Genomic DNA, 25,400 nt, shown 5'->3' with positions numbered 1-25,400 from the left:
TTTTCAAGCGACCCGCTACAAAATCCTAAACCGTGGTGTTCTTATAGGAGCTGGCTTCTGGCGAATCGTTCTTTCTGGAATTCGAAACCTTACAAATACCTCATGCGACAAGGGCTTCTTATTCAAGGCATTAGCCGTTGTAATATCAATGGCATATCCGATATCCAGCTTGTTTTGGAGTACTGAAACTCCTACCAAACCCATCGCAGCATCCCCATTCCGATAAGCCGCGCCCGCATAAATTAGTTTATTGTAGTAGACCCTAGCGCCTCCTTCAGGCACAATTTGACCGCTGTAATAGCGAACTAAAGCATAAGGCACTATGTCAAAATAATCACTTAACGGAATTTCAGCACTTCCATGCAGGGCAAATATGCGATCTAGTGGCATCGAAGCCGTCCCACCATTGAAATCGAATTTTGGTGCTGTTATATGATCCGCGGTGAGGCCTACTTGCCAACTATCCGTTGAATAAACGGCGCCTAAACCAAAATCTGGTTGCGTTTGATTTACGGCAGATCCTGAAACAAGATTGGCCAAAGGATCATTCGGATCTCTCACCCGGAAGCTACGACCATCAAAGGATTTTGTTTGTAATCCAAGTGACAGACCAAAAGACCAAAGTCCATTGCCTTTAGTCAGGTGGTAGGCTCCTTGAAATTGAATTAATTGTTGCGAAACACCAGAAGGTGTTATATCACTGTAAAATTGAACTCCTAGTCCCCCTTTCGAGGTGATACCGAAAGATCCTGATAGCCAAGTGGTCCCTAATGTACCAGATCCATCCGTGGAAGTGGTATAACCTGACCATTGGTCTCTGAACTGAAGAGCCACATAATTATTCGACTTCCAACCCGAGAAAGCCGGATTGACGATATTCGAATTCGCCGAAAAAATACTGAATTGAGGACTTTGCTGAGCAAATGAAGCAACAGAAATGAATAGTAAGAGCAGCCCTACAGGTAGAGAAAAGCACCGCTTTTTTTGGCTCATTTTACGCGTCATTCGTTGGATGAAAAATAGGATGTCTAAAAATAATAAAAAAGCCTCAACGAAGGAGGCTTTTTTATTATTTATTTACTTGCTTGATGTAATGCTCGAGGGCACCGGTCATGGATGGCGCATTCGGCATAGGCGCCTGAATGTCCACGACTAAACCCGCATCGACGACCGCCTGCGCCGTTGTAGGACCAAAAGCAGCTAAACGCGTGTTATTTTGCTTGAAGTCTGGAAAGTTATGGAAAAGAGACGTAATTCCAGATGGGCTAAAGAAAGCAATCACATCATAGAAAACCTCTTCTAAATCAGATAGATCCGCAGAAACCGTTTCGTACATGACCGCCTCCGTTAATTGGAAGTCATTGGTGCCCATGTAGTCAGGAAGGTCTTTTTGGCGTTTATTAGAGCAAGGGAACAAGAATTTCTCTGTCTTGTGCTTCTTAATAATTTCTAATAAATCTAAAGCTGTCTTCGTACCTGTAAACACCTTACGCTTACGGATAACGATGTATTTTTGCAAATAATTAGCCGTTTGCTCCGTAATACAGAAGTATTTCATATCGGTAGGCACCTCGATTTTCGCCTCCTTGCACATACGGAAGAAGTGATCAATCGCGTGACGACTCGTAAAAATGATAGCTGTGTGTTGAAGGATTTCAATTTTTTGCTTTCTAAAATCCTTATAGGCAATACCTTGTACTTCGATGAAAGGTCTGAAATCAACCTTTACATTATACTTTTTTTCAATCTCAAAGTAAGGTGATTTCGCATCTGCTGGCGCAGATTGCGTGACTAAAATACTCTTTACTTTCTTTAAACGACTCGTTTCTTCGGTTGCAGTTTTACTCATAATCATTCAATTTGGACCGGAAAAACACCAGCCTTAAAATTCAGAATGCAAATATACGACATTTTTTCACAGAAGATTATCCTGCGTTAAATGTTAACCTGGAAAAATTAATTCCCTGATACCAAACAAGATAATCTGTCCTTCGATGATCACCAGGTAGGTAAATAAGAACAACGCGTTGTAGGAAAAACTCCGACGAAAAGATTGGAAAAAATAAAAGAAACGTATCACAAAATACGCGTCTACTAAATAGCGCACGTAAGTAAAATCAATAGGAGCCGCAGGCCCTAAATAGATGGCGTAAAAACTCAAAAAGACAAATAAACCCACAAAGAATTGCAGATTCGTTTGCAGCGATTTAAAATAGTGGACATTGGCTAGACCTTTCAATTTGAACAAGTCCGTAAAAAGGTAATAAACAAAGAAGCGAGAAAGGAAAAGTAAAAAGGAAAGACCTAATGTCGAAAAAATAAAAAACAGACTAGGGCCTATATGGATAAAATTCTCCGAGTTACTAAAAAACTCCTCTTTCACATTCGACTTCATTCCAGTTAAAAAGGCGAGGCAACTGATCAGCAAACTGAGGGTAAATAAGACTAATAAATTAGGCAAGGCAAAGGGCCGCCGCATCCATACTTCATCCTTTACTTCCCAACGAATCCAATCGGAATAGCGGAAAAAAGAGGCAAAAATACGAGGATAAGCCGCATAGAGCAGACCTAAGCAAAAAAGAAGCACTAAAAAACTCAAGAGAAAAAAATTCGAATAGACCGAACCGGAGCGCGTTTCAAGCGAGAAAAAATCCGCTTTCCCTTGCGTGCTAACAGGCTCATCCCGCTCTAAGACAAATTCGCTTGGCAATCCCTCCAGATTCTCGGAGTACACCGTTAAAATAACCTGGCTCTTCAAACTATCCAGCGGCAAACGATAGATCTCCCCTTTCTTTAAAGCCTTAAACAAGGTGCCTTGCAGAAAGAGGTGGTAATTTTCTTGAGGGTAAATGGCTAGATAGGCTTTGGGAAAAGCCTGCGGATCTAATTCTAAGGACTTCGAATGGTACGTATAATGCTTCGAGGTGATGTAGGGCAAGAAACTTTTCCAAGCTTCCTGGTACACTAACCAATCGCGCTCAAAGGAATACACCTTCTTCCAAGCGGCCTGACTGGTTCCCGCAAGGAGTAATAAAGCCCATAAAAAAAATCTGCTCATCGTTTTCCGCGAAGGAATCAGATGAGCAGATTTTAAAAAGAAAGGAATCATTCCTTGATTTATTTCGATTTATTTAGATGCCAAAGCTTTGATCATCGTCTCGCCAATATCAGCTGGAGAGTAAACCACGTGGATTCCACACTCTTGCATGATCTTCATCTTCGCTTCTGCTGTATCATCAGCACCACCGATAATCGCACCTGCGTGACCCATACGACGTCCTTTGGGAGCTGTTTGGCCAGCAATAAAACCAACGACTGGCTTGCGGTTACCATCTGCTTTAATCCAACGAGCCGCTTCTGCTTCCATACCGCCACCGATCTCACCGATCATCACGATACCTTCTGTTTCTGGGTCGTTCATTAATAATTCAACCGCTTCTTTCGTGGTTGTCCCGATGATAGGGTCACCACCAATACCGATCGCCGTTGTTTGGCCTAAACCTGCTTTTGTTAATTGATCTACTGCTTCATACGTTAACGTTCCTGATTTAGAAACGATACCTACGCGACCTTTTTGGAAGATAAAGCCTGGCATGATACCTACTTTACATTCGTCAGCCGTCATAACGCCTGGGCAGTTAGGTCCGATCAAACGAGTCTCGAAGTTCGAGATATATTCTTTCGCCACGATCATATCTTTCGTAGGGATACCCTCCGTGATACAAATAATGACTTTAATTCCTGCATCCGCAGCTTCCATAATCGCATCCGCAGCAAACGCTGGTGGAACGAAAATGATCGATGTGTCAGCTCCTGTAGAAGCAACTGCATCTGCTACTGTATTAAAAATAGGGCGATCTAAGTGCTTAGCGCCACCTTTTCCGGGTGTAACACCACCTACCACTTGGGTTCCGTAAGCGATCATTTGCTCCGCGTGGAAAGATCCTTCAGTTCCGGTGAAACCTTGAACAATAATTTTTGAATTCTTATTTACTAAAACACTCATTTCGTAGGGGTTATAATAACGTAGGCGAAAAATTTTTCCAAAGGTACAAAATATTGATAAAAATTATCAAAATCCTGATTGATAGACGAAATAAAAATGCGAACAATTTTTTTTGCGTAAATTCGAACTTTGATGCCTTTCCTATGTTGAAGCACCTTCATATCCAAAACTACTCGTTGATCGAACAACTCGACCTGCATTTGACAGGTGGATTGACGGTGATTACAGGGGAAACGGGTGCTGGAAAATCCATCTTATTAGGTGCCATTTCCTTATTATTAGGCCAAAGAGCGGACAGCAAAAGCCTTTTCGATGCCACCAAAAAATGCATCATCGAAGGCCAATTTTCGCTAGAGAGCTTCCCGCATTTACAAACCCTATTCGAGGAAGAAGAAATCGATTTCGAGGAACCTTGCTTGATCCGCCGAGAAATCAATCCACAAGGAAAATCTCGCAGTTTCGTCAATGACACGCCTGTTACACTCGAAACCTTAAAACGAATCGGAAACGAATTAGTCGATATACACTCCCAGCAAGATACGTGGTGGATGTCCCATCCGGATTTTACGCTGGATATGGTGGATGCTTATGCGCAAAATGAAGCGTTGAGAAAGGCCTACATTACTGCCTATTCCGCTTGGTCTTCTAGTGTTTCCGCCTTGCGTGCCTTGGAACAAGAATCCACTAAAGGGACCCAAGAATTAGATTTCATCCAATTTCAATTTGATGAATTAAGTAAGGCACAGCTAAAAGAGGGTGAATATGAAGCTTTAGATACCGCTGTCCAAAAACTGCAAAACGCTGAACAAATCCAGGAGAAACTGGCCGTTTTAGCTCAGGCACTCAGCATTTCAGAGGTTTCCGCCCTTCATCAGAGCAGAATTGCTTTGCAACAAGCCACCGCGCTGAGTAAATGGGGTGAGAATTTTGCGGATTGGAAAACACGTATTGAATCCATTTGGATCGAATTAAAAGATTTAGGTGCTGAAGTCGAAGGCGAGGCGGAAGATTTCGTTTACGATCCGTTAGAATTAGAACAAAAACAGAAACGATTAGATTTGCTCAATCGCTTATTGCAAAAATACCAAGTGGCTAACGTGGGTGAATTAGTGGCATTAGTCGAATCGCTCGATTTGCGACTATCTCAATTTTCATCGATGGACATGTTGATAGCAGACGCGCGGGAGCGTGTGGACGCTGATTTCATAATCCTCACTTCTGCAGCTGCTGCCTTGTCCTCGTCTCGCTCCGCGGTTTTAGATACCATATCCACTGCCCTCGTCGCTTCTTTGCAATCCTTAGGCATTCCAAATGCGAATTTGGCTTGGGAGATGACGGCCAAAGAAGTAGCAGCCAATGGCTCGGACAAAATCCAACTACTCTTCTCTGCGAACAAAGGTTTGGCCCCTAAACCATTCAAACAAATTGCCTCTGGAGGTGAAATGAGTCGCTTAATGCTTTCGATCAAGCATTTGTTAGCGAAGAAAAGAGCTTTGCCTACCCTTATTTTAGATGAGATTGACACGGGTGTTTCGGGTGAGATTGCCATCAAAATGGGACAAATGCTCAGCCAAATGAGTCAAGGCCACCAAATCATCGCCATCACCCACCTTCCTCAGATCGCGGCTGCGGGTTCCACACACTGGTTTGTTTATAAAGATCACGCGGGAACGAAAACTGTTTCGAACCTTCGTGAGTTAAAAGAAGAGGAACGTGTAGAAGAAATCGCTAAAATGATCGGTGGGCAACAAGGCTACCGTGATTTACTCGATAATGTTCGAAATTTAATCCAATCACACGAATGAAAAAGTATATCGCGCTCAGCCTTCTATTGCTAGGCTGTTCTCAAGCAGAAGAAAAACTCAGTGAAGAATTACAAGCAAAAGTCCTCGGATTACACGATGTCTTGATGCCTAAGACCGAACAACTCGTTTCGTTAAAATCGAAATTAGACAGCCTTTCAACTGGGGCAGATTCTACTCACGTTCGTAAATTGATAAGTTCTTTAGATAAAGCTGATAAATCAATGATGGATTGGATGCACCAATTCTCCATCGATAGCTTGAGCAAAATGGATGTAAACACCAAGGTCATTTACCTCAAGAACCAATACACCCAATTAACTGAACTTCAACAACTGACAGATTCTACTTTACATGCTGCTCAAAAATACCGTCCTTAGTTTATTATTTGCTGTAGTCGCATTTTCCTGCTCCCAAGAGAAGAAACTGCCGTTTCTAGGCCCTAAAACAGTCAATGCAACGGGTGATACCGTGTATCATCAGATTCCTGATTTTCAATTTCTAAATCAAGATTCGGTACTCGTTTCTCAGAAAGACATCGAAGGGAAAGTCTATGTAGCTGATTTTTTCTTTACCACTTGCCCTACTATTTGCCCTAAAATGAAAACACAAATGCTTCGCATTTATGAGCGCTATAAAGAGCGCGACGAAGTTCGAATCATTTCACACAGCATAGACCCAGATTTCGACAACACTTCAGTTCTGCATGACTATGCTACTCGATTACAGGTGAAAGCCCCTAAATGGAATTTGTTGACTGGTGACAAAGCGGCCATTTATAAACTAGGCCAGAAAAGTTATATGGTTTCTGCACAAGAAGACCCGAACGAGGCTGGTGGATTTGTCCACAGTGGCGCCTTTATTTTAGTAGACAAAAACCGACATGTTCGAGGCATTTATGATGGCACCGTGGAAACAGAGGTGAATCATTTGCTGGAGGATATGGAGGTGCTTTTAAAAGAATGATAAAAAGGAATGGTGAGTGGTAAATGGTGAATGGTAAATGATTTTTTTATTCACCATTTACCACTTACCATTTACCATTGAATACAGAATATGAAAAAACTAGCTCCAATACTCATCGCATTTTTCTTTTTCTCTTGCTCAAGCAAAGAGGAAATCACCCAACAACAATATTCCGTTGAAGGTATGGCACTGTATAAAACCCATTGTGAAAATTGTCATCAGGCAGATGGAGCAGGGTTACGGGATTTATATCCGTCGATTCAACAGACGAAATTGAGCCCCGAGGCTTTGGCCTGCTTATTCAAAAACGGAAAGAAGGGAAATGGTTTTATGCCAGCTAATGCGAAACTACAGGCTTTAGATATCGCAGAGTTAGTTACGTATATGCGCGAAAAATGGGGAGGCAAGAAGCAAATCTATCCAGTAGATAGTGTAAAAATGGCCTTGCAAAATTGCCGCTAATTAGTGGGCATACCCTCAACAGCTACGACCGAATTTCGAATTTGACGCAAGGAATAAGAGGAGAAATCTTGAGCGGCATCAAGTCCGACCCCATTCACTAATTCCGTTCGCGTGCGTAATTGCACCGCCTTGTCTGTAAAAATACGTTTTTCGACTGGTAACCAATTGAATTCGTCCGTCTTTAAGGTTTCCCCTTTTTCAATGTTGTGGATCACTACGTGACCGATGAGTTTATAGGTATTTTTTTGCCGGTAAAAATGGGCAGAATCACCCCGAACTTCGGAAGTTATCTTTCCCGTTTTATCGTAGAACCAAAGTTTCATCTCTTTCGGATAGACCCGATCCTCGGAAGCTAAGGTCAACTGGGTTTCCGTCACCATTCGAACTACTTTTCTGGCGGAATCAGAATAGACCATATCGATACCGTATAATTCCGACTTAGGTCCTACATAGACCGCCTTTGAATCATCCGCTTTTTCGCGACAAGAAAAAATAGTGAGACTACTAAAGAGCAAAAAGAGTAAGCTCGAATTGCGCATTGGGAAAAATTAGTTGATTTTCTGCTTTTGGAACCACAGATCACTAAAGGTCAAACCTAAAGTCAGGCGGTGATATTGCTCCTCCATCCCATTTTCTGAGACCAAGCCACGTCGACCTACTTGGTAGGCGATATTTAAGAAAGATAAATTACGAAGAGGCAGCGCAACTCCAAAACTCAAATTCTTATCCACAGCATAATTGCCATTACCTAAATAGTCATAGGGTGTTTTCTCGTAAGACGCACCCATACGATAGGTAGTTCGTTTGATAAAACTTGAAATAGACTCGATATCAGGTGTATATTCGCCGCCCACCGCTACTTTATGTGAGGCTGGCAAAGTCGCCGAACGACCTAAATTATTATTCACCTTACTCCAATCTGTATACGAATAATCCACCCCAACCATCCATTTAGCCGCCTTTTCTAGACTAAGTCCAAAACGTTTCGCTACTGGAATTTGCTGAACAAAAGCGGTAGATTTTTCCAAAGTATCAGCGTTAATCACCGTCAATCCGGAAAGATCCATCGTTGCAAATCGCTTCACTTGCGATGCATTCAATGTCGAATTTACATCTAAAGTAGCCCCTAGATTCAAAAACAAATCCGGCTTTAAATTAGCTCTATAGGCAAATCCCGCCTTAAATTGGAAATCAGAATAGGACGTCAAATCCTCTAATTGCACCTTGTAATACTGTCCATCAGACATGTTTTGCGTCGCTACATTGCGGTTTACTTGTCCAAACAAATAATCCATTTGCAAGCCTACATAGAACTCCTTGTAAATACGCACACCATTCGAAATGGAAACTTTACTTACACCACCGCTTCCTTTGTAGCTGTAAATCAAGCTATCCACCCCTAATAAATTCAAACGTCGATAAGATCTTGTTTCATATTCTACTGCCGAATGAGGACGAATTCCCACAGCCATCGTCCAACGAGACGTAATAGGTAACGTTAAATTCAACGATTGATAATTACCTCCAAAAACCTTTTGTTGCTGGCGGTAATCCTGTAAGGTTTTGTATTCCGTATTGATCCCCACTTCTAAATTTGTCCAGCGGTTACGCGCTAATAAAGCGGGATTCACCACATTCGTATAGATTCCATTCGAGTTCGACACACCTATGCCACCCATCATCATATTAGTTACGTTCTCACTTTTTTGAATCTCTCCCATTCCTAGATACGAGTAGGGCGAATTCAAAATAGTTTGCGCAAAAACGGCAGGAGCTGCGGTTAACAAGAAGACGATTAGTAGAGAACGAAGCGTTTTCAGAAGGGTTATAGGCTGATTCAAAGAAATAAAATTCATACAATTAAAATCCTCCCTTTTGGGAATACTAGTGTGTAAAGGTCGTAATTTTATTTCACATTCGACTAAGTTATTAGCTATATTTGAGCTCAAAAATAATAAAGCACACGATGGAGGAATTGAAAAACGGGATCTACTTAGACAATTCAGCATGGGATTTACTCCTTTTCGGAGGGATCATTTTAATCAGTTTTATCCTAAGACGCTTTTTCTCGAACTCGTTTTCAAAAATCGTTTTTCGCTTTATTCCAGAAGAATCCATTTCCATTCAAGATTGTGTTCAACTGATTCGAAAACCTTTTGAACTACTCATTTTTTGGATTTTCCTTTATTTTGCTGTCCAAAACCTACACGTCCCATCGGCCTGGAATATTCAGCCAAAGGATCATTTCGGACTATTATACCTCATCGAAAAAGCCTTCGAATCCGCAGTCATTTTCACCGTCACCTGGGTCATCATTCGCCTAATGAAGGTCGTCATTTTAGTGGCTCAAGAAAAATGGAACGGCGCTGACCAAAAATCCAAACAGCAATTCATTCCTTTCCTAAACGACCTGTCTATGGTCTTTATTATCACGGCCGCTGGATTTGTTTTCCTAGGTCGCATTTTTGAAGTGGATGTCGTTGCCCTCATTACAGGTTTAGGAATTGGGGGCTTAGCCCTTGCCTTAGCTGCTCGGGAAACCTTAGAAAACCTGTTTGCCTCTTTCACCATCTTCTTAGATCTTCCCTTTGTCGTAGGCGATAGCATCCAAATAGGTTCTATCAGTGGCGATATCGAAAAAATTGGTTTCAGAAGCACACGCTTAAGAGGTGCCGATGGAAATTTAATTTTAGTACCTAATCGCCTCTTAACGTCTCAATCCCTCGAAAATATGAGCGAACGAGATTATAGACGGGCAAAATACACGATTCAATGCGAGTTAAACACAAAGCCTGCGCAAATTGAGGCAGCTATTGCTGCGATTGAAACATTCATTCAAGAAGAACCCTTGTGCAAGAAAAAAGCGCCTAAAGTGATTTTTGAAGGCTTTGGAGCCTATTCTATTGATATTTCAGTCACCTATTTCGTACAAACGAAAGACTTCGCTAAGTTCCAGGCAACGAAGCAGGCCATTAATTTAGGGATTTTGAAGGTGCTAGAGAAGGAGAAGGTGGTGATGGCTAGGTCGTAGCGGCCGCAGGCCGCGACAGAGTAGAGATAATAGAGTAGAGAGTATAGATTAAAGCATAAAGAATAGAGCATAAAGCATAAAGATAGGATCCCCTGCGGGGATGAAATCAAGAAATATTTTCATCTGACTAGCTCACATTTCATAATAGTAATTAAAAAGGGAACCGAGGTTCCCTTTTTTAATTATCGTATCGCTTCGCTCTACTCAGATTAGAGATTATAGAGAGGAGATTGGAAAAAATAAAATTCAAAAATCATTGCGCAGCACGATTTAGAATTTTGTTTTATCCAATCAACTCACGGAGATCTTCATCATGAATCATCTTCCGCTCATCCGCCATCAACAAGAAACGCGTGTAGATCTTGTCTAATTCTGGTTTTTCAAAATCGAATCCTAATAACGTCAAGCGGTGGCGCAAAGCGGCACGGCCAGAACGAGAAGTTAATAAAATCGCAGACGAGGAAACACCTACGTCTTCCGGATTCATGATCTCATAGTTTTGTGCGTGCTTTAAGAAACCATCTTGGTGGATTCCTGATGAGTGCGCGAATGCATTTGCACCTACAATTGCCTTGTTAGGCTGTACGTGCATGCCCATTAAGTTAGACACTAAGGTACTGGTAGGGTATAAATATTTAGGCTTAATTCCCGTTGTAAATCCTAAGTCTTTGTGCACGTTTAGGATCATTGCAATTTCTTCCAAAGACGTATTTCCAGCCCGCTCCCCTATTCCATTGATCGTTACTTCGACTTGGCGAGCACCTGCTTGGATACCTGCGATGGTGTTCGCCGTAGCTAAACCTAAATCGTTGTGATTGTGCATGGAAATCGTAGCCTGGTGAATGTTATCTACGTTTTCGTACAAATACTTGATGCGCTCGTGCATGACGTGCGGCAATAGATAGCCCGTTGTATCTGGTAAGTTGACGACTGTTGCGCCCGCCTTGATTACTTCGCGTGTTAATTGTGCCAAAAAGGCTAAATCAGCCCGACCTGCGTCTTCGGCGAAGAACTCGACGTCTTCGACAAAGGATTTGGCATACTTCACAGCCCACACACCCCGCTCGATAATTTCTTCGCGTGTCGAATTGAATTTATGTTTAATATGAACATCTGAAGAACCGATACCTGTATGAATACGAGGCTTACGAGCCGTTTTTAAAGCAGCGACGGCTGCGTCGATATCTTCTTTTTTGGCACGAGTCAGAGCACAAATTGTAGGCTCCTTTACGGCGTCACAAATGGCTTGAACCGAGGCAAAATCACCCGGAGATGAGATGGGAAAACCCGCCTCAATGATATCCACACCTAACAACTCGAGCTGTAAAGCAACTTCTACTTTTTCCTCTCGGTTTAATTGACAGCCGGGAACTTGTTCGCCATCACGTAAGGTAGTATCAAAAATCTGAATGCGGTTACTCATCTTGTTTTAGGTGTTTTATTTCGTTGTGAAATTACACCTAATTCAGTTTACGAACAAGCAAAGACCAAAGAGCAAAGAGCAAAGTTCAGATTAAAAATCTTAAACTTCAGGAAAATAAGATCATATTACTATTAATAATCTAAATAATTGCGCTATAAAAGATAATTAATCTATATTGCAAAACATCATCAGAATATAAAATTTTGGATTTTTTTAAGCCGAAGCTAGAGATTTGATCTCTGGAAAGCGTTTGGGATCGAAATTTCCACCCGAGATGACACAAACTACCGTTTTTCCCTTGATTTCCTCCGCCATTTCTTCGAGGCCGGCTACACTTAAAGCTCCGGCTGGTTCTACGATCATACTGCCTAGGGCATAGAGATCTAACATGGTTTGGCATAAATCCTTCTTCGAAACAGTCAACATGCGCGACAAGCCTTTTTGGCAGATAGCAAAGGTCTTCAAACCTACCTGCTTCACAGATGCTCCATCCACAAAGCGATCAATCTCCTCCAACACCACCACTTCCGAAGCCGTCAAACTCCGCTGCATGGATGGCGCCCCAGCCGGCTCCACCCCTATGAGGAATGTCGAGGGAGGCAAAACTAACGAAGCTCCCGCAGCCAAGCCGCCTCCACCTATCGCCACAAACAGAAAGTCAGGAGCAGCAGACATTGCATCTAAAATCTCTAAAGTAACCGTGGCTTGACCCGCAATAATGTCAAAATCATCAAATGGCGGAATATAAATGGCGCCATTCGTCTCGCAGAATTTACGTGATGCAGCGAAGGCCTCATCATAGGTCTCTCCCACTAAGTAAATACGCACCTTTTCTTTTCCAAAAAAACGGACCGCCTCCACCTTCTGCAAAGGCGTCGACTTAGGCATAAAAATGTGCGCTTGAATTCCGAGTAAAGCACAGGCTAAAGCAACACCTTGGGCATGGTTACCTGCTGACGCAGCCACCACTCCTTTCGATTTTAACTCCGAAGGGATGTTCGAGATTTTGTGGTAGGCACCCCTAATTTTATAGGAGCGAACGACCTGTAAATCTTCGCGTTTTAAATAGATTTTGGCCCCATAGCGCGCAGAAAGCGAGGTCGAGAATTCTAAAGGCGTCTCTGAGATGACCCCTTTTAGCTGCTCCGCTACTTGTTTTATTTCTGTGACGCTAGGAACGTGTTGTAGTTTGTTGAATTCCATGCGCCCCAAAATTAACAAAAAAAGGGTAGACAATCGCTTGTCTACCCTTTTTCAAACACTAGAAAAAATTAGTTATTCTCAGGACGTAAGCTACGTACCGCAGCACCTGCTCTCCACATTTCCATATCTGCCATTTCTTTCAATTCAGCATCTAATTTCACACGGTAATCCGGCTGAGAATTCAAGGTGATCGAACGCTCTGCTTCTGCTTGCGTTTTCACTGAGTTGTATAATTGCTCGAATACAGGCTTAGTAGCGTCGCGGAAAGGCTTCCACCAATCCAACGCACCACGTTGTGCTGTAGTTGAACAGTTTGCATACATCCAGTCCATTCCGTTCTCAGCAACTAATGGCATTAACGATTGCGTTAATTCCTCTACTGTTTCGTTGAATGCTTCAGATGGAGAGTGACCGTTCGCGCGTAATACGTCGTATTGTGCAGCGAAGATACCTTGGATAGCTCCCATTAATGTTCCACGCTCACCCGTTAAGTCAGACGTTACTTCTTTGTAGAAATCAGTTTCGAATAAATAGCCTGAACCCACACCGATAGCCATCGCGATACATTTCTCACGCGCTTTTCCTGTTGCATCTTGGTAAACAGCGAACGAAGAGTTCAAACCTTTACCAGCTACGAATAAACGACGTAATGAAGTACCTGAACCTTTAGGTGCAGCTAAGAATACGTCCACATCTGCTGGAGGAACGATTCCTGTTTTCTCTTTGTACGTGATACCAAAACCATGTGAGAAATAAAGAGACTTTCCAGCCGTCAAATATTTCTTCACTGTAGGCCATAATTCGATTTGAGCGGCATCTGAAAGTAGGTAACAAATGATCGTTCCTTTTTCCAAAGCTTCTTCGATTTCAAATAAAGTTACACCTGGAACCCAACCGTCAGCGACAGCTTTGTCATAAGTTTTACCTTTACGTTGACCTACGATTACATTTAGACCATTGTCTTTCATGTTTAACGCTTGTCCTGGACCTTGAACTCCATATCCGATCACAGCGATCGTTTGGTCTGCTAATACTTGTCTAGCTTTCTCTAATGGAAACTCTTCTCTTGTTACGATGTCTTCAACAACTCCACCGAAATTAATCTTTGCCATTTTTTTGTTATTTAATTTATATTCTTTGTTCGATTATACGATTTCCCAATTGCCTTCTTCCGGCAAAAACTCTACTAAGCCTTTCTCCGTTTTACCCACGGCAACACGACCAGACTTAACGTACTCTAATATTTCCCATTTTTTCAAATAGGTATAAAACTCTTGAATTTCTTCTTCCGAGCCATTCTTTTCTACGACTACATAATCTAGGCCAAAGTGCACAATTTTCGCATTCCAATCTAAATTAATCGTCTTCACATCCACTGGAATTCCTCCTAGTGGAGTGGCAATCTTAAATAAGCCGATTTCGTTAAACACGATTTCGTCATCTAGGTAACCAAACACTGCGAGAACGTCGGTTACTTTACGGATTTGGCGAACTAATTTCTCCACAAATTCCCTGTTCTCCTGCTTAATCACAATCGTAAAACGAGATACGCCCTTACGTTCTGTCTCAGAAACCGTCAAACTCTCAATATTTACCCGGCGACGCGTAAAAATGATCGTGATTCGATTTAATAAACCGACCGTGTTCATTGTAAAAATGGATATGGTATAATTCGTCAACATAGGATTATTCTAACCTGATACTTGTTACACAGCCACCCGCAGGTACCATGGGGAATACATTTTCCTCTTTTTCACAAACGATTTCTAACAGATACGGCTTATCTGAATTCAATAAAGTATCTAATGAATCACTTAACTCTGCCCGATCTGAAACGGTGTGACCCGCAATACCAAAACCCTTCGCAATCGTAATGAAATCAGGATTCTGCAGTTCAACGAAGGAATAACGGTTCTCAAAGAACAATTGCTGCCATTGGCGCACCATGCCTAAGAAATTGTTATTCAGGATGATAATTTTAACCGGCAAACCGCTCTGCGCGATGGTACCTAGTTCTTGTAAGGTCATTTGGAAACCACCATCACCAATCACCGCCACTACTTCACGCTCTGGTACCGCCACCTTCGCTCCAAAAGCCGCCGGCAAGGCAAAGCCCATCGTTCCAGCGCCACCGGAAGTAACGATCGAATTGCGCTTTTTGAAACGGTAATAGCGATTCGTGATCATTTGGTGTTGCCCTACGTCTGTTACGACGACAGCTTCTCCTTTGGTTTTATTCGACAACAGATTGACGGCCTCACCCATCTTGATCTTATCCCCTTCGTGGAACAAGTCCTTCTTCGTGATTTTTTCGTATTCTTCGTCGTCGTATTTCTTAAATTCAGCTCTCCATTCGCTGTGGTCTGCCTTGTTCACTAAAGGCAATAAAGCCTGAAGCGCCGCCTTCGCATCCCCCACCACTGGAGCATCTGCCTTCACATTTTTATCTACTTCACTCGGGTCGATTTCAATGTGAACCACCTTCGCTTGTTTCGCATACGTTGATAAATCTCCCGTGATACGGTCATCAAAACGCATTCCGATCGCGATCAACACATCGCAAGAGTTCGTTAATACGTTCGCACCATAATTTCCGTGCATGCCCGGCCAACCCACATAAAGCGGGTGATCTGCATCCATGGCTGACATACCTAACAAGGTCGTTGCCACTGGAATACCCGTTTTATCCACAAAATCATTTAATTCTTTCTCCGCCCCAGAAATCAAGATACCGTGACCGGCTAAGATATACGGGCGTTTTGCACTGTTGATCAATTTCGCAGCCGCCTCCACGTGTTCTGCTTTAGGCTCAACGCGAGGTTTGTAAGAAATAATCGAAGTACATGGTTTGTATTCAAAAGGCACGGTCATCAAATCAGTTTGAGCCGTACGCGTAATATCAATTAAAACGGGGCCAGGGCGACCAGTTTCCGCGATGTAGAAAGCTTTCGCCATGATCTCAGGGATCTCATTGGCATCTAGCACTTGGTAATTCCACTTCGTTACCGGCATGGAAATACCGATCAAATCGCATTCTTGGAACGCATCGGTTCCTAATAAATTTCCTTTTACTTGCCCTACGATACACACCAAGGGAGTAGAATCCAACATCGCATCCGCGATAGGCGTGATTAAATTCGTAGCACCCGGACCAGAAGTCACCATGCAAACTCCCGCCTTGTTCAGCATACGTGCATAGCCTTGAGCGGCGTGACCAGCTCCTTGTTCGTGACGTACGAGAATATGTTTTAGGCGATCTTGGTAATCGTAAAGCGCATCATAGGTAGGCATAATGGCCCCACCAGGGTAACCAAAAATCGTATCCACACCCTGCTCTACCAATGATTGCATGATAGCTTGAGCGCCGGACAAAAATTTCTTTTGGCCAGGTTGATTAGCTGCTTCGGTTTGAGTTTGGGTTTGTCCCATGGTTAACAATTATTCAAAAATTCTGTTTCAATGGTTTCGAAAGCTCAATTTAAGCCTTCTGGATAGATAAAAAAATTAATTTCTTATAAATCCGTCACACATCCCTGGCTAGCAGAGGATACGTTTTTAATGTATTTGCGTAGAACACCTTGCTTGAATGGAGACTCGATAGGCTTCCAATTCTTCTTGCGTTCTGCTAATTCTTCATCCGACACGTGCAACACCAAGGTATTATTCACCGCATCAATCGTAATTTTATCACCGTCTTTCACTAGGCCAATAGGACCACCTTCTTGTGCTTCTGGCGTCACGTGACCTACCACAAATCCGTGTGTTCCACCAGAGAAACGACCATCCGTGATCATCGCTACCGAGTTTCCTAATCCTGCACCGATAACGGCCGAAGTTGGTTTTAACATTTCTGGCATACCTGGCCCCCCTTTAGGTCCTTCATTACGAATCACGATGACGTGACCCGCTTTGATTTCTCCTTTAGAGATGAATTCGATGACCTCTTCTTCGCGCTCACAAACTTTGGCAATACCCTCAAAACGTTCGCCTTCCTTACCAGTAATCTTCGCCACAGCACCGCCTGGAGCTAAATTACCATACAGAATCTGCAAGTGACCTGAAGGTTTCAATGGTTGTGTAATAGGGAAAATAATTTTTTGTGTCTCAAAATTCAAGTCTGGAGCCTCTGCTAGATTCTCCGCCATCGTCTTTCCAGTGACAGTCAAACACTCTCCGTGTAACAAGCCCACACTGTGTAAATACTTCAAAATCGCTGGCATTCCACCGATCGCTAACACATCTTCCATGTAGTATTTACCACTTGGCTTCAAATCTGCGATCAAAGGCGTGCGATCTGAAATAGCTTGAATATCTTCTAATGTAAACGTGATTCCAGCCGCGTGTGCGATCGCTAAATAGTGAAGCACCGCGTTCGTAGAACCTCCTAAGGCCATCACCACCGTCATCGCATTCTCGAATGCCTTGCGCGTCATGATGTCACGCGTACAGATGTTTTTCTCTAATAAGACTTTCATCGCTGCGCCTATCGCTAAACACTCCTCTTTCTTGCCTTCGTGCGTGGCTGGATAGGTCGATGAATTAGGCAGTACTAAACCCATCGCTTCCATCGAAGAAGCCATCGTGTTCGCTGTGTACATACCGCCGCAGGCTCCTGCTCCTGGGATTGAATTGCGAATAACGCCTTCATAATCCTCGTCAGAGATGGTTCCTGCATATTTTTTTCCCAAAGCTTCGAATGCCGAAACGATGTCTAATTTTTCTCCTTTGTAAGAACCACTGCGAATCGTTCCGCCGTAAACTAGCATCCCTGGGCGATTCAAACGCGCCATCGCCATCATGGCACCTGGCATATTCTTATCACAACCTACGACTGCGATGACGCCGTCGTACCATTGTGCCCCTACCACGTTTTCAATCGAATCCGCGATGATATCACGTGATGGCAATGAATAGCTCATCCCGTCATTTCCGTTCGTCATTCCATCAGAAACCCCGATTGTGTGGAAGATCAAACCGACCATTCCGTTCTCTTGGATCCCTTTTTTCACGTGAACAGACAAGCCATTCAAGTGCATGTTGCAGGTATTGCCTTCGTAACCGGTAGATGCGATACCGATTTGGGCTTTGTTCATATCCTCTGATGTTAAGCCGATACCATAGAGCATCGCTTTCGCAGCGGGATTAGATACTTCCTGAGTTAATGTCCGTGAATACTTATTTAATGACATAGGGTGTAAGAAATTTTTTCAAACGATAAATATACGCAATTCGATTTGTAGACGAGTAGTATATGCCAAAGAATCTTTGGCAATTATAGAAAAAGCAAAATTAATTATTTGTTTTCTCCTACCTGCTGTCTCCACATCGCAAAATACAATCCTTTGCTCGCCACTAAATCGTCGTGCGAGCCCTGTTCCACAATCTGCCCTTTCTCTAGCACATAGATCCGCGTCGCATGCATCACCGTCGATAAACGGTGGGCAATTAAGATCGTAAGGTGCTCCGTATCAACGGATAAAGAACGAATCGTCTCGGAAATTTCTTCTTCAGTCAAAGAATCCAAGGCCGATGTCGCCTCATCAAAAACCAATAAATTAGGATCACGCAGCAAGGCGCGCGCAATACTCAAGCGCTGCTTCTCACCGCCGGATACTTTCACACCACCTTCACCGATTAATGAATCAAGGCCTTTGTCGGCTCTGGCTAGTAACGTTTGGCAAGCAGCCTTTTCTAACACGGCCATACATTGTGCGTCTGTCGCGTTCGGGTTAACGAACAACAAGTTCTCGCGTATGGAACCGGAGAACAATTGCGTGTCTTGGGTCACAAAACCAATCTTCTTGCGCAATTCATCGAAATCAATCGCATCACTCGGTTCGCCGTTGTAGTATACCTGACCTTTTTTGGGACGATAAAGACCAACCAATAATTTTACTAAAGTCGATTTTCCTGCACCCGATGGTCCCACGAAGGCAATCGTCTCGCCGCCTTTAACGGAGAACGTGATTCCGTCCAATGCTTCCGTCGTTGCGGATTGGTGTTTGAATGAAACGTGATCGAACTTCAATTCCTGAATAGACGAAATCGCCTTCGGGTTTGTAGGTTTCTTCTCCGAAGGAATGCTTAATACCTGCTCGAAATTTTGGAGCGATACCTCTGCCTCACGGTAGGTATTCACCACATTACCAATCTCTTGCAAGGGGTTAAAGAGGAAGAACGAATAGATGTTCAATGAATAGAATTGACCTATCGTTATCTTTCCCTCGTAAATCAAGTAAATCAAAACGACCACCATGAGCATACGCAACAAGTTCACGCAGGTTCCTTGAACAAAGGCCATCGAACGCACGTAACGCACTTTCTTTAACTCTAATTTCAGGATTTTCTCCGTCGTCGCATTTAAGTGGGCGATCTCTTGCTCTGCTAAACCCAGTGATTTCACTAACTCGATATTGCGCAAGGATTCTGTTGTAGATCCGGCTAGACCCGTCGATTCCTTCACGATTTCGATCTGAATCACTTTGATCTTCTTACTTAATACAGAAGATACATAGCCGATTAGTGGACCCGTGATTAAGAAAAGGGGCATCACCATCCAATGCACCGAAAAGGCATAGACCGAGATGAAGATCAAGGCGATGATGGATTGGAATAAAATGTTGATTCCCAGGGTGATCAGTTTTTCAACGTCGGTGCGGACTTTTTGGAGTTTACCCAAGGTCTCGCCTGATCTTTGGTCCTCAAACGTCTCATACGGCAACTCCAAGGAGTGGCGAATACCGTCTGAATAGAGGTTTGCCCCTACTTTTTGGGTTACTGTATTGATGAAATAATCCTGAAAGTTTTTCGCTACCCGGCTCACGAAAGCCACGCCCACGGACGCTAAAGCCAATGGCCAAATCGCCGCCACGAACTGGTCCATCGTGTGGGTATCCGAGCGGTACACCGCCGAGACATCATCGATGATCTTCCTGAAAATATAGGGATCCATCAAGGAGAATATCTGGTTTGTGGCTGCCAGCGCTAAGGCCCCCACCACTCTCCAGCGGTATACTTGTAAATAATTCAGTAATAATTTCATGTTTGTTGATTAAAATCTACTTAGGGCCATTTCCGCCACCGTCTTACCGATAGATAAGGACGAGGTCGCCGCTGGACTAGGCGCATTTAAAATATTGATCACTTTCGCATCTTCTACGATCGAGAAATCGTCTAATAAGCCCCCATTTCTATCGCAAGCTTGGGCTCTTACGCCCGCACCGCCTTCGACTAAATCGTTGATTTGAATCTCTGGAATCAATTCTTGTAGGGCTTTCGAGAATGCCTCTTTAGAGAAGCTGCGGTACATTTCGCCTAAACCGGTTTCCCAGTATTTCATGGCTACTTTTTGGAATCCAGGCCACGTTAAGGTGTCCCAAAGTTCCTTCGCATTAATCCCTAATTTCTTGTAACCCTCTTTCTTAAAGGCCAAAACCGCATTCGGTCCCGCCTCCACACCACCGCGCATCATGCGGGTGAAGTGAACGCCTAAGAATGGGAAGTTCGGATCTGGCACTGGATAAATCAGGTTCTTCACTAAGTATTCTTTGTCTTTTCTCAGCTTAAAATATTCACCGCGGAACGGCACGATGCGCACGTCCAGAGGTTCTTTTTGGGTCATCTGCGCAACTTTATCGGAGTAAAGACCCGCACAGTTGATCACTAATTTTGCTTCGTAGACTGACTTCGTCGTCTCCACGATCGAGAAAGTCAAACCTTTCTTAATATCAATCACTTGCTCGCCTAAATGCATCTCGCAACCCTTGATTTGGGTTCCTACGGCTAATTTCGCAGCGACTGCTCGGTAATCCACAATACCAGTTTGTGGCACCCACATCCCCTCAACCCCCGTCACGTGCGGTTCGTATTCGCGCATTTCCGCTAAACTCAATTTCTTCAATCCATCCAGGCCATTTTGTTGACCTCTTTGGTACAAATTCTCCAATTGCACGCGCTGATCGTTCGTCGTTGCGACGACAATCTTACCCGTTAATTCGAAGGGAATATTCTCTTTCGTGCAATAATCGATCAATTGATGGTAACCCTCAATGCAATTCTTGGCTTTCAAAGAACCCGGTTTGTAGTACAAGCCCGAGTGGATCACACCAGAATTATTGCCTGTTTGGTGCATGGAGACCATACTTTCTTTCTCAAACAAAGCGATATGAAGATCTGGTCTCGCCTCTAATAAGTGATGCGCCGTTGCGAGGCCCACGATGCCGCCGCCTACGATGATTACGTCTAATGCCATAAAATGAAATTTGAACAACAAATATACGGCTAAACGGTGGTAAAAAGAATTATTCGTAGCTTTGACCTATGAACCCGCGGATTGAGCAACTATACCAGATTTCCAAAGCCCCTACAAGGACCATTTTAGGTCTGATGTCGGGTACGTCCTTGGATGGTTTGGATTTAGCCTTAGTTCGCTTCACGGGTTTTGGGCTGGATACCTCGTACGAGATTTTGCATTACGACACCCGCCCTTATCCGGCAGAATTTAAGGAGTCGATTCGTTCGGTTTTTGCCAAAGAGAATATTCATTTCCCCACCCTGTCCACGCTCAACGCGCAAATTGGACGTTTGCACGCTTCGCTCATTTTAGAAGTTTTAGCAAGCTGGGGTGTTTCACCGTCCGAGGTAGACGCGATTGCCTCCCATGGCCAAACCGTGATGCACCGTCCCGACAGAACAGGCAAACTCCCGCATTCAACCTTGCAAATAGGCGACGGCGATCACATCGCCCAACTAACTGGCATCATTACCCTCTCGGACTTCCGCCAAAAACATGTGGCAGCCGGTGGCGAGGGAGCACCTTTGGCGATGTTTGGCGATTATTTCTTGTTCTCCAAGAAAGGCGAACATCGGATTTTATTAAACATAGGTGGCATCGGAAACTTTACCTATTTGCCTGCCTCGGGAGATCCAGCTGGCATTTTGGTGACAGATACTGGCCCCGGAAATACCTTGATCGACGCAGCAGTTCGCCGCTATTTCAATCAAGCCTATGATGAAAATGGAGTCATCGCCCTTTCCGGAAAAATCGACGCTGGCATTTTAGCAGAACTCATGAGCCTGAGCTTTTTCAAGGATTCATTCCCTAAAAGCACCGGCCCCGAATACTTTAATTTAGATATTATTCACGCCTCGATTAGCCCAGCTGATTTAGTCGCGACCCTTACGGAATTCACCGCCCAAAGCATCGCCCTCGCCATGAAAACTTATATTCCATCTGGCATTGATGGTACCGTTTATGTCAGTGGTGGTGGCAGCAAAAATCCTGTTATTATGGCCCGATTAGCCGAGCTTCTTCCTTTCCGCGTTTGTGAAAGTGATGAGCTAGGCATGCCTTCGGCGGCGAAAGAGGCAGTTTTATTTGCTTTGTTAGCGAACGAAACGTTGGCGGATTCACCGGGAGCGGAGAGATTGGGGGATTCGCCGTGGGAAAGCCTAGGGAAAATATCTTTATGACGATTTTTTTAGATTAGAGATTATAGAGTAGAGAGTATAGATTTAAAGAATAGAGCATAAAGAATAAAGTTGGAATCGCCTGTGGCGATGAGTATAGTGGAAAAATTAGAGTAGAGATTATAGAGTAGAGAGTAGAGATAATGTCCTCCGGACTATCGACTAGTGACTAGCAACTATTGACTAAGCCGCGCAGCGGCGACTCATTTCCTCCGGACTATTGACTAGCGACTATTGACTACGCCGCGCAGCGGCGAAACATATGAAATACAAATTTACCGATTCCATCCTTTTCGAGGATGCTGATTTTATTGTGATTAACAAGCCCTCGGGCATTTCGACGCTGGATGAGCGGAAGGATGATTTAGCGCCGGCCATCTTGCGTTTAGCGAAGGAATATTCGTCTGATGCGCAGGTGGGACACCGTTTGGACAAAGAAACATCTGGGGCTTTAGTGATCGCCAAAAATCCAGAGGCCTACCGCCACATCTCCATGCAATTCGAGCACCGCGAAACGGCGAAACGCTACCACGCGGTCGTGGAGGGAATGCATGACTGGGATGGATTTTTAGTCAACTTGCCCATTTTGCCTTTGAAAGATGGAAAAGTGGTGATTGATCGTGCCAAAGGAAAGCACGCCGAAACCTGGTTTAGAACGCTGAAAGTATACCGTGGCTATACCTTAGTCGAATGTATGCCCATCACAGGACGCATGCACCAAATCCGTATTCACCTCACCTGCCTCAAAGCGCCTATCGTTTCCGACGCGATGTACGGCGGCCCTGAAATTTACCTCTCCGATTTAAAACGCAATTTCCATTTGAAAAAAGATACAGAAGAATTACCCGTTATGCGCCGCGTAGCTCTTCATGCACACAGTTTGTCTTTCAACTTGATGAACGGAGACCCAATCACAGTCGAGGCACCCTATCCAAAAGATTTCAATGTGCTGGTAAAGACTTTGGAGAAGTATTCGTAATTTTGCAGCCCTGGCTTCGTAGTTCAATGGATAGAATGTAGGTTTCCGGTACCTAAGATGAAGGTTCGATTCCTTCCGAGGCTACAAACTGACCTCTGGTCAACAAAAAAGGACATTTCGCAATGAGATGTCCTTTTGTATTTTAGGGAAAAACTGAACTTGTGTAGCAGATTTGTGTAGCAAGTGAAAATTATAACTCTAAACTGTCTATGATTTTGGGACACTTACAGGTAGAACTCGATTTAGAGGACTATCGATTATGGTTTTATACTTTTTGCATACTCATCATATTGATATAGGTCTTGTTCAAAAAATATATCAGCAATCCGAATAAATACTGATTTCGTTGTCAGAGTTTTACTAAAATTCTCACTATCAATGTATGAAAAATCTTTTCTCCCATCACCATTGAAGTCATAAAATACTAACCAAGGTTTCCAAAATCCAGGTGACTTACCTACTTTACGAATTACGTTGTTAGAATAAAAAATTTTATCCTTTCCTATAATGAATGACCCATCTTTTTGTTGGATATGTAGGACGAAGTAATAATCATCATATGCAACTGAACCGGCCACTAAAATGTCTTTCAATCCATCTCCATTAAAATCAAAGGCTCGCATGTCATGATTTGTGGCCGCGGTGTTATTTGCTACAGGCGTGCTAAAATATGGTTGTAATAACTTAAGTCCATTTTTATTGAAAATTCCGTTCCCTTGATTTATGAGTACTCGGTTCTGAAGGTCAAATGGTAACGTTTTCTCAATCGTTTTGGAGTTTTCATTACTCCCCTCTAATATGTCGTTCCATCCATCATTATTAACATCGGCAATTGTAATATTATTTACTCCACCGGCAGCTTCAGGAAACGAGTTGTTATTATCCCAAATATTGAACATTGTAGTATTAGTTCCAAAATAAGGATAGTTAGGTATGCCCCAAGTGATATAAACAATACTACCCGTTGCTACGACCAAATCAAAGTTTCCATCATTATTAAGGTCACCAATATCTCCTCCGTGGTTATACATAAGATTTGGTGTCACACTTATATCCTTTAAGTCATAACCTCCATTTCCATCAGATAGAACTATTCGAATTGGCTGAAGTGGTGCATTTGGAAGTACATCATCACCATGGTCAAGAATTATGGCATCAGTGTATCCGTCTTTGTTAAGGTCTACAGATATTGTTCTTCTTGGATTACCTCCAAAAGATGTTAAATTGTTATTAAGCAAGTTCTTATTTTCATAGGTTTTAAGAGAAGGATTCCAAATTAACCATTGGTTATTATCAACAACTTTACCATTATAGGAGCCTGTGCCTGGGTTATATATGTCTATCCATCCATCTTTATTAAAATCTCCAGCAATGACCTGAGGAAAGAAGCAAGACCCTGATGTACCGTTTGGTTTTTTAAAGAATTTGTCACCAATTACATCCCACATGACACCACAATCTCTCCAATAATTAGGTTCATCAGATTTTGTAAACGGCTGAACTTTATAACCTGGAAAAACTAATGGTTTAAAAGTAGCTTTAAGGTTGACAGGTTTATCAACAACTACTGCAAATGGGTTTGAACCACTTATTAAATCACCAGACCATCCTACAAATACATTGTTAAGGTCCGGCTGAGCAGTTATTCTTACATAAGTATTATGTGGATATAGAGATTGAGGTGCGACCGCTGAAATCTCTTCTTTAACTGTTCCATTACCTTCTATAGTCAAAGTTAATGGATATTGCCTTTTTTCAAATACACCTGTAACCTCTTTATCGGTATCCATGGTTATGGTAGTTGGGTTAACTGTACCTGTGAAACTACCTTGCCATTGTTTGAAAATGTATTCAGATGCCGGAGTTGCAACCAATGTGACTACCGTACCTTTTTCGAAAGCGTTAGTTAGTGGTGATACAGCACCTCCTCTAATTGGAGTAACATCAACTGTTAATTTCTGTTGAATTATATCCTTTGTACATGCAAAAAATAGGAATGAGAAAAATAAGAGTAAGATGTTTTTAAACATTATTTAGAAGTGTTATTTGAAAATTAGTCC

General features: G+C 43.0%; 22 protein-coding genes and 1 tRNA gene. 8 read left to right on the top strand and 15 right to left on the bottom strand.

Going from position 1 to position 25,400, the window contains the following annotated elements:
* Nucleotides 1-15 precede the first annotated feature (15 nt).
* The 4 genes from EWU21_RS06690 to sucD all read right to left on the bottom strand — a co-directional run bounded on the left by EWU21_RS06690 (nt 16) and on the right by sucD (nt 4,006).
* Nucleotides 16-1,005 carry a PorP/SprF family type IX secretion system membrane protein gene (locus tag EWU21_RS06690; protein ID WP_130896044.1) on the bottom strand — a complete coding sequence of 330 codons (990 nt, stop codon included), beginning with the start codon at nt 1,003-1,005 and terminating at the stop codon, nt 16-18.
* A gap of 64 nt (nt 1,006-1,069) precedes the next feature.
* A complete protein-coding gene (locus EWU21_RS06685; protein ID WP_130896043.1) occupies nt 1,070-1,849 on the bottom strand; it encodes a uroporphyrinogen-III synthase in 780 nt (259 codons plus the stop codon).
* Nucleotides 1,850-1,942: 93 nt separating this feature from the next.
* Nucleotides 1,943-3,058 (bottom strand): hypothetical protein, encoded by a 1,116-nt coding sequence (locus tag EWU21_RS06680; protein WP_130896042.1) that lies wholly within the window; start codon nt 3,056-3,058, stop codon nt 1,943-1,945.
* A gap of 69 nt (nt 3,059-3,127) precedes the next feature.
* On the bottom strand, nt 3,128-4,006 hold the full coding sequence (gene sucD, locus EWU21_RS06675; protein ID WP_130896041.1) for a succinate--CoA ligase subunit alpha: 879 nt from the start codon (nt 4,004-4,006) through the stop codon (nt 3,128-3,130).
* Between the two features lie 143 nt (nt 4,007-4,149).
* Here sucD and recN point away from each other — a divergent pair, with 143 nt between their 5' ends.
* The 4 genes from recN to EWU21_RS06655 all read left to right on the top strand — a co-directional run bounded on the left by recN (nt 4,150) and on the right by EWU21_RS06655 (nt 7,236).
* Nucleotides 4,150-5,811, top strand: coding sequence for a DNA repair protein RecN (gene recN / locus EWU21_RS06670; RefSeq protein WP_130896040.1), 1,662 nt, complete (start codon nt 4,150-4,152; stop codon nt 5,809-5,811).
* Nucleotides 5,808-6,188 carry a hypothetical protein gene (locus tag EWU21_RS06665; protein WP_130896039.1) on the top strand — a complete coding sequence of 127 codons (381 nt, stop codon included), beginning with the start codon at nt 5,808-5,810 and terminating at the stop codon, nt 6,186-6,188. The genes recN and EWU21_RS06665 overlap by 4 nt, the downstream gene beginning before the upstream one ends.
* Nucleotides 6,163-6,774 (top strand): SCO family protein, encoded by a 612-nt coding sequence (locus EWU21_RS06660; protein WP_130896038.1) that lies wholly within the window; start codon nt 6,163-6,165, stop codon nt 6,772-6,774. Before EWU21_RS06665 ends, EWU21_RS06660 begins: the two co-directional genes overlap by 26 nt.
* A 90-nt stretch (nt 6,775-6,864) precedes the next feature.
* A complete protein-coding gene (locus EWU21_RS06655) occupies nt 6,865-7,236 on the top strand; it encodes a c-type cytochrome (protein ID WP_130896037.1) in 372 nt (123 codons plus the stop codon).
* Here the strand turns inward: EWU21_RS06655 and lptC are convergent.
* Complete coding sequence (lptC, locus tag EWU21_RS06650) at nt 7,233-7,775, bottom strand: LPS export ABC transporter periplasmic protein LptC (RefSeq protein ID WP_130896036.1); 543 nt, start codon at nt 7,773-7,775, stop codon at nt 7,233-7,235. The genes EWU21_RS06655 and lptC overlap by 4 nt on opposite strands.
* A gap of 9 nt (nt 7,776-7,784) precedes the next feature.
* The gene (locus EWU21_RS06645; RefSeq protein ID WP_130896035.1) at nt 7,785-9,092 is read right to left on the bottom strand and encodes a hypothetical protein; all 1,308 of its coding nucleotides are present in this window, start codon (nt 9,090-9,092) and stop codon (nt 7,785-7,787) included.
* Nucleotides 9,093-9,175: 83 nt separating this feature from the next.
* On the opposite strand from EWU21_RS06645, the gene EWU21_RS06640 reads away from it, so the two are divergent.
* The gene (locus EWU21_RS06640; protein ID WP_130896034.1) at nt 9,176-10,267 is read left to right on the top strand and encodes a mechanosensitive ion channel family protein; all 1,092 of its coding nucleotides are present in this window, start codon (nt 9,176-9,178) and stop codon (nt 10,265-10,267) included.
* Nucleotides 10,268-10,550: 283 nt separating this feature from the next.
* Here EWU21_RS06640 and EWU21_RS06635 read toward each other — a convergent pair whose 3' ends face one another.
* The 8 genes from EWU21_RS06635 to lhgO all read right to left on the bottom strand — a co-directional run bounded on the left by EWU21_RS06635 (nt 10,551) and on the right by lhgO (nt 21,144).
* Nucleotides 10,551-11,690: a 2-isopropylmalate synthase gene (locus EWU21_RS06635; protein ID WP_130896033.1), complete on the bottom strand. Its 1,140-nt coding sequence runs from the start codon at nt 11,688-11,690 to the stop codon at nt 10,551-10,553.
* 213 nt (nt 11,691-11,903) lie between these two features.
* A complete protein-coding gene (gene ilvA / locus EWU21_RS06630) occupies nt 11,904-12,893 on the bottom strand; it encodes a threonine ammonia-lyase IlvA (RefSeq protein WP_130896032.1) in 990 nt (329 codons plus the stop codon).
* Nucleotides 12,894-12,961: 68 nt separating this feature from the next.
* Complete coding sequence (gene ilvC, locus EWU21_RS06625; protein ID WP_130896031.1) at nt 12,962-14,005, bottom strand: ketol-acid reductoisomerase; 1,044 nt, start codon at nt 14,003-14,005, stop codon at nt 12,962-12,964.
* Between the two features lie 33 nt (nt 14,006-14,038).
* A complete protein-coding gene (ilvN, locus tag EWU21_RS06620; protein WP_130896496.1) occupies nt 14,039-14,572 on the bottom strand; it encodes an acetolactate synthase small subunit in 534 nt (177 codons plus the stop codon).
* A 7-nt stretch (nt 14,573-14,579) separates the two neighbouring features.
* A complete protein-coding gene (gene ilvB / locus EWU21_RS06615) occupies nt 14,580-16,322 on the bottom strand; it encodes a biosynthetic-type acetolactate synthase large subunit (RefSeq protein ID WP_130896030.1) in 1,743 nt (580 codons plus the stop codon).
* An 83-nt stretch (nt 16,323-16,405) separates the two neighbouring features.
* Nucleotides 16,406-18,082 carry a dihydroxy-acid dehydratase gene (ilvD, locus tag EWU21_RS06610; protein WP_130896029.1) on the bottom strand — a complete coding sequence of 559 codons (1,677 nt, stop codon included), beginning with the start codon at nt 18,080-18,082 and terminating at the stop codon, nt 16,406-16,408.
* 104 nt (nt 18,083-18,186) lie between these two features.
* Nucleotides 18,187-19,935 carry an ABC transporter ATP-binding protein gene (locus tag EWU21_RS06605; RefSeq protein WP_130896028.1) on the bottom strand — a complete coding sequence of 583 codons (1,749 nt, stop codon included), beginning with the start codon at nt 19,933-19,935 and terminating at the stop codon, nt 18,187-18,189.
* 9 nt (nt 19,936-19,944) lie between these two features.
* Nucleotides 19,945-21,144, bottom strand: coding sequence for an L-2-hydroxyglutarate oxidase (gene lhgO / locus EWU21_RS06600; protein ID WP_130896027.1), 1,200 nt, complete (start codon nt 21,142-21,144; stop codon nt 19,945-19,947).
* A 68-nt stretch (nt 21,145-21,212) separates the two neighbouring features.
* Here lhgO and EWU21_RS06595 point away from each other — a divergent pair, with 68 nt between their 5' ends.
* From EWU21_RS06595 to EWU21_RS06585, 3 genes are all read left to right on the top strand, one after another.
* On the top strand, nt 21,213-22,364 hold the full coding sequence (locus tag EWU21_RS06595) for an anhydro-N-acetylmuramic acid kinase (protein WP_130896026.1): 1,152 nt from the start codon (nt 21,213-21,215) through the stop codon (nt 22,362-22,364).
* 259 nt (nt 22,365-22,623) lie between these two features.
* Nucleotides 22,624-23,340, top strand: coding sequence for an RluA family pseudouridine synthase (locus EWU21_RS06590; protein WP_130896025.1), 717 nt, complete (start codon nt 22,624-22,626; stop codon nt 23,338-23,340).
* 12 nt (nt 23,341-23,352) lie between these two features.
* Nucleotides 23,353-23,424 (top strand) — tRNA-Arg (locus tag EWU21_RS06585).
* Nucleotides 23,425-23,597: 173 nt separating this feature from the next.
* Here the strand turns inward: EWU21_RS06585 and EWU21_RS06580 are convergent.
* The gene (locus tag EWU21_RS06580) at nt 23,598-25,370 is read right to left on the bottom strand and encodes a VCBS repeat-containing protein (protein WP_130896024.1); all 1,773 of its coding nucleotides are present in this window, start codon (nt 25,368-25,370) and stop codon (nt 23,598-23,600) included.
* Nucleotides 25,371-25,400 lie beyond the last annotated feature (30 nt).

The sequence above is a fragment of the Aquirufa antheringensis genome, from assembly GCF_004307425.1.
Taxonomy (GTDB): Bacteria; Bacteroidota; Bacteroidia; order Cytophagales; family Spirosomataceae; genus Aquirufa; species Aquirufa antheringensis.
This window is presented reverse-complemented; position numbering and strand designations above follow the sequence as displayed.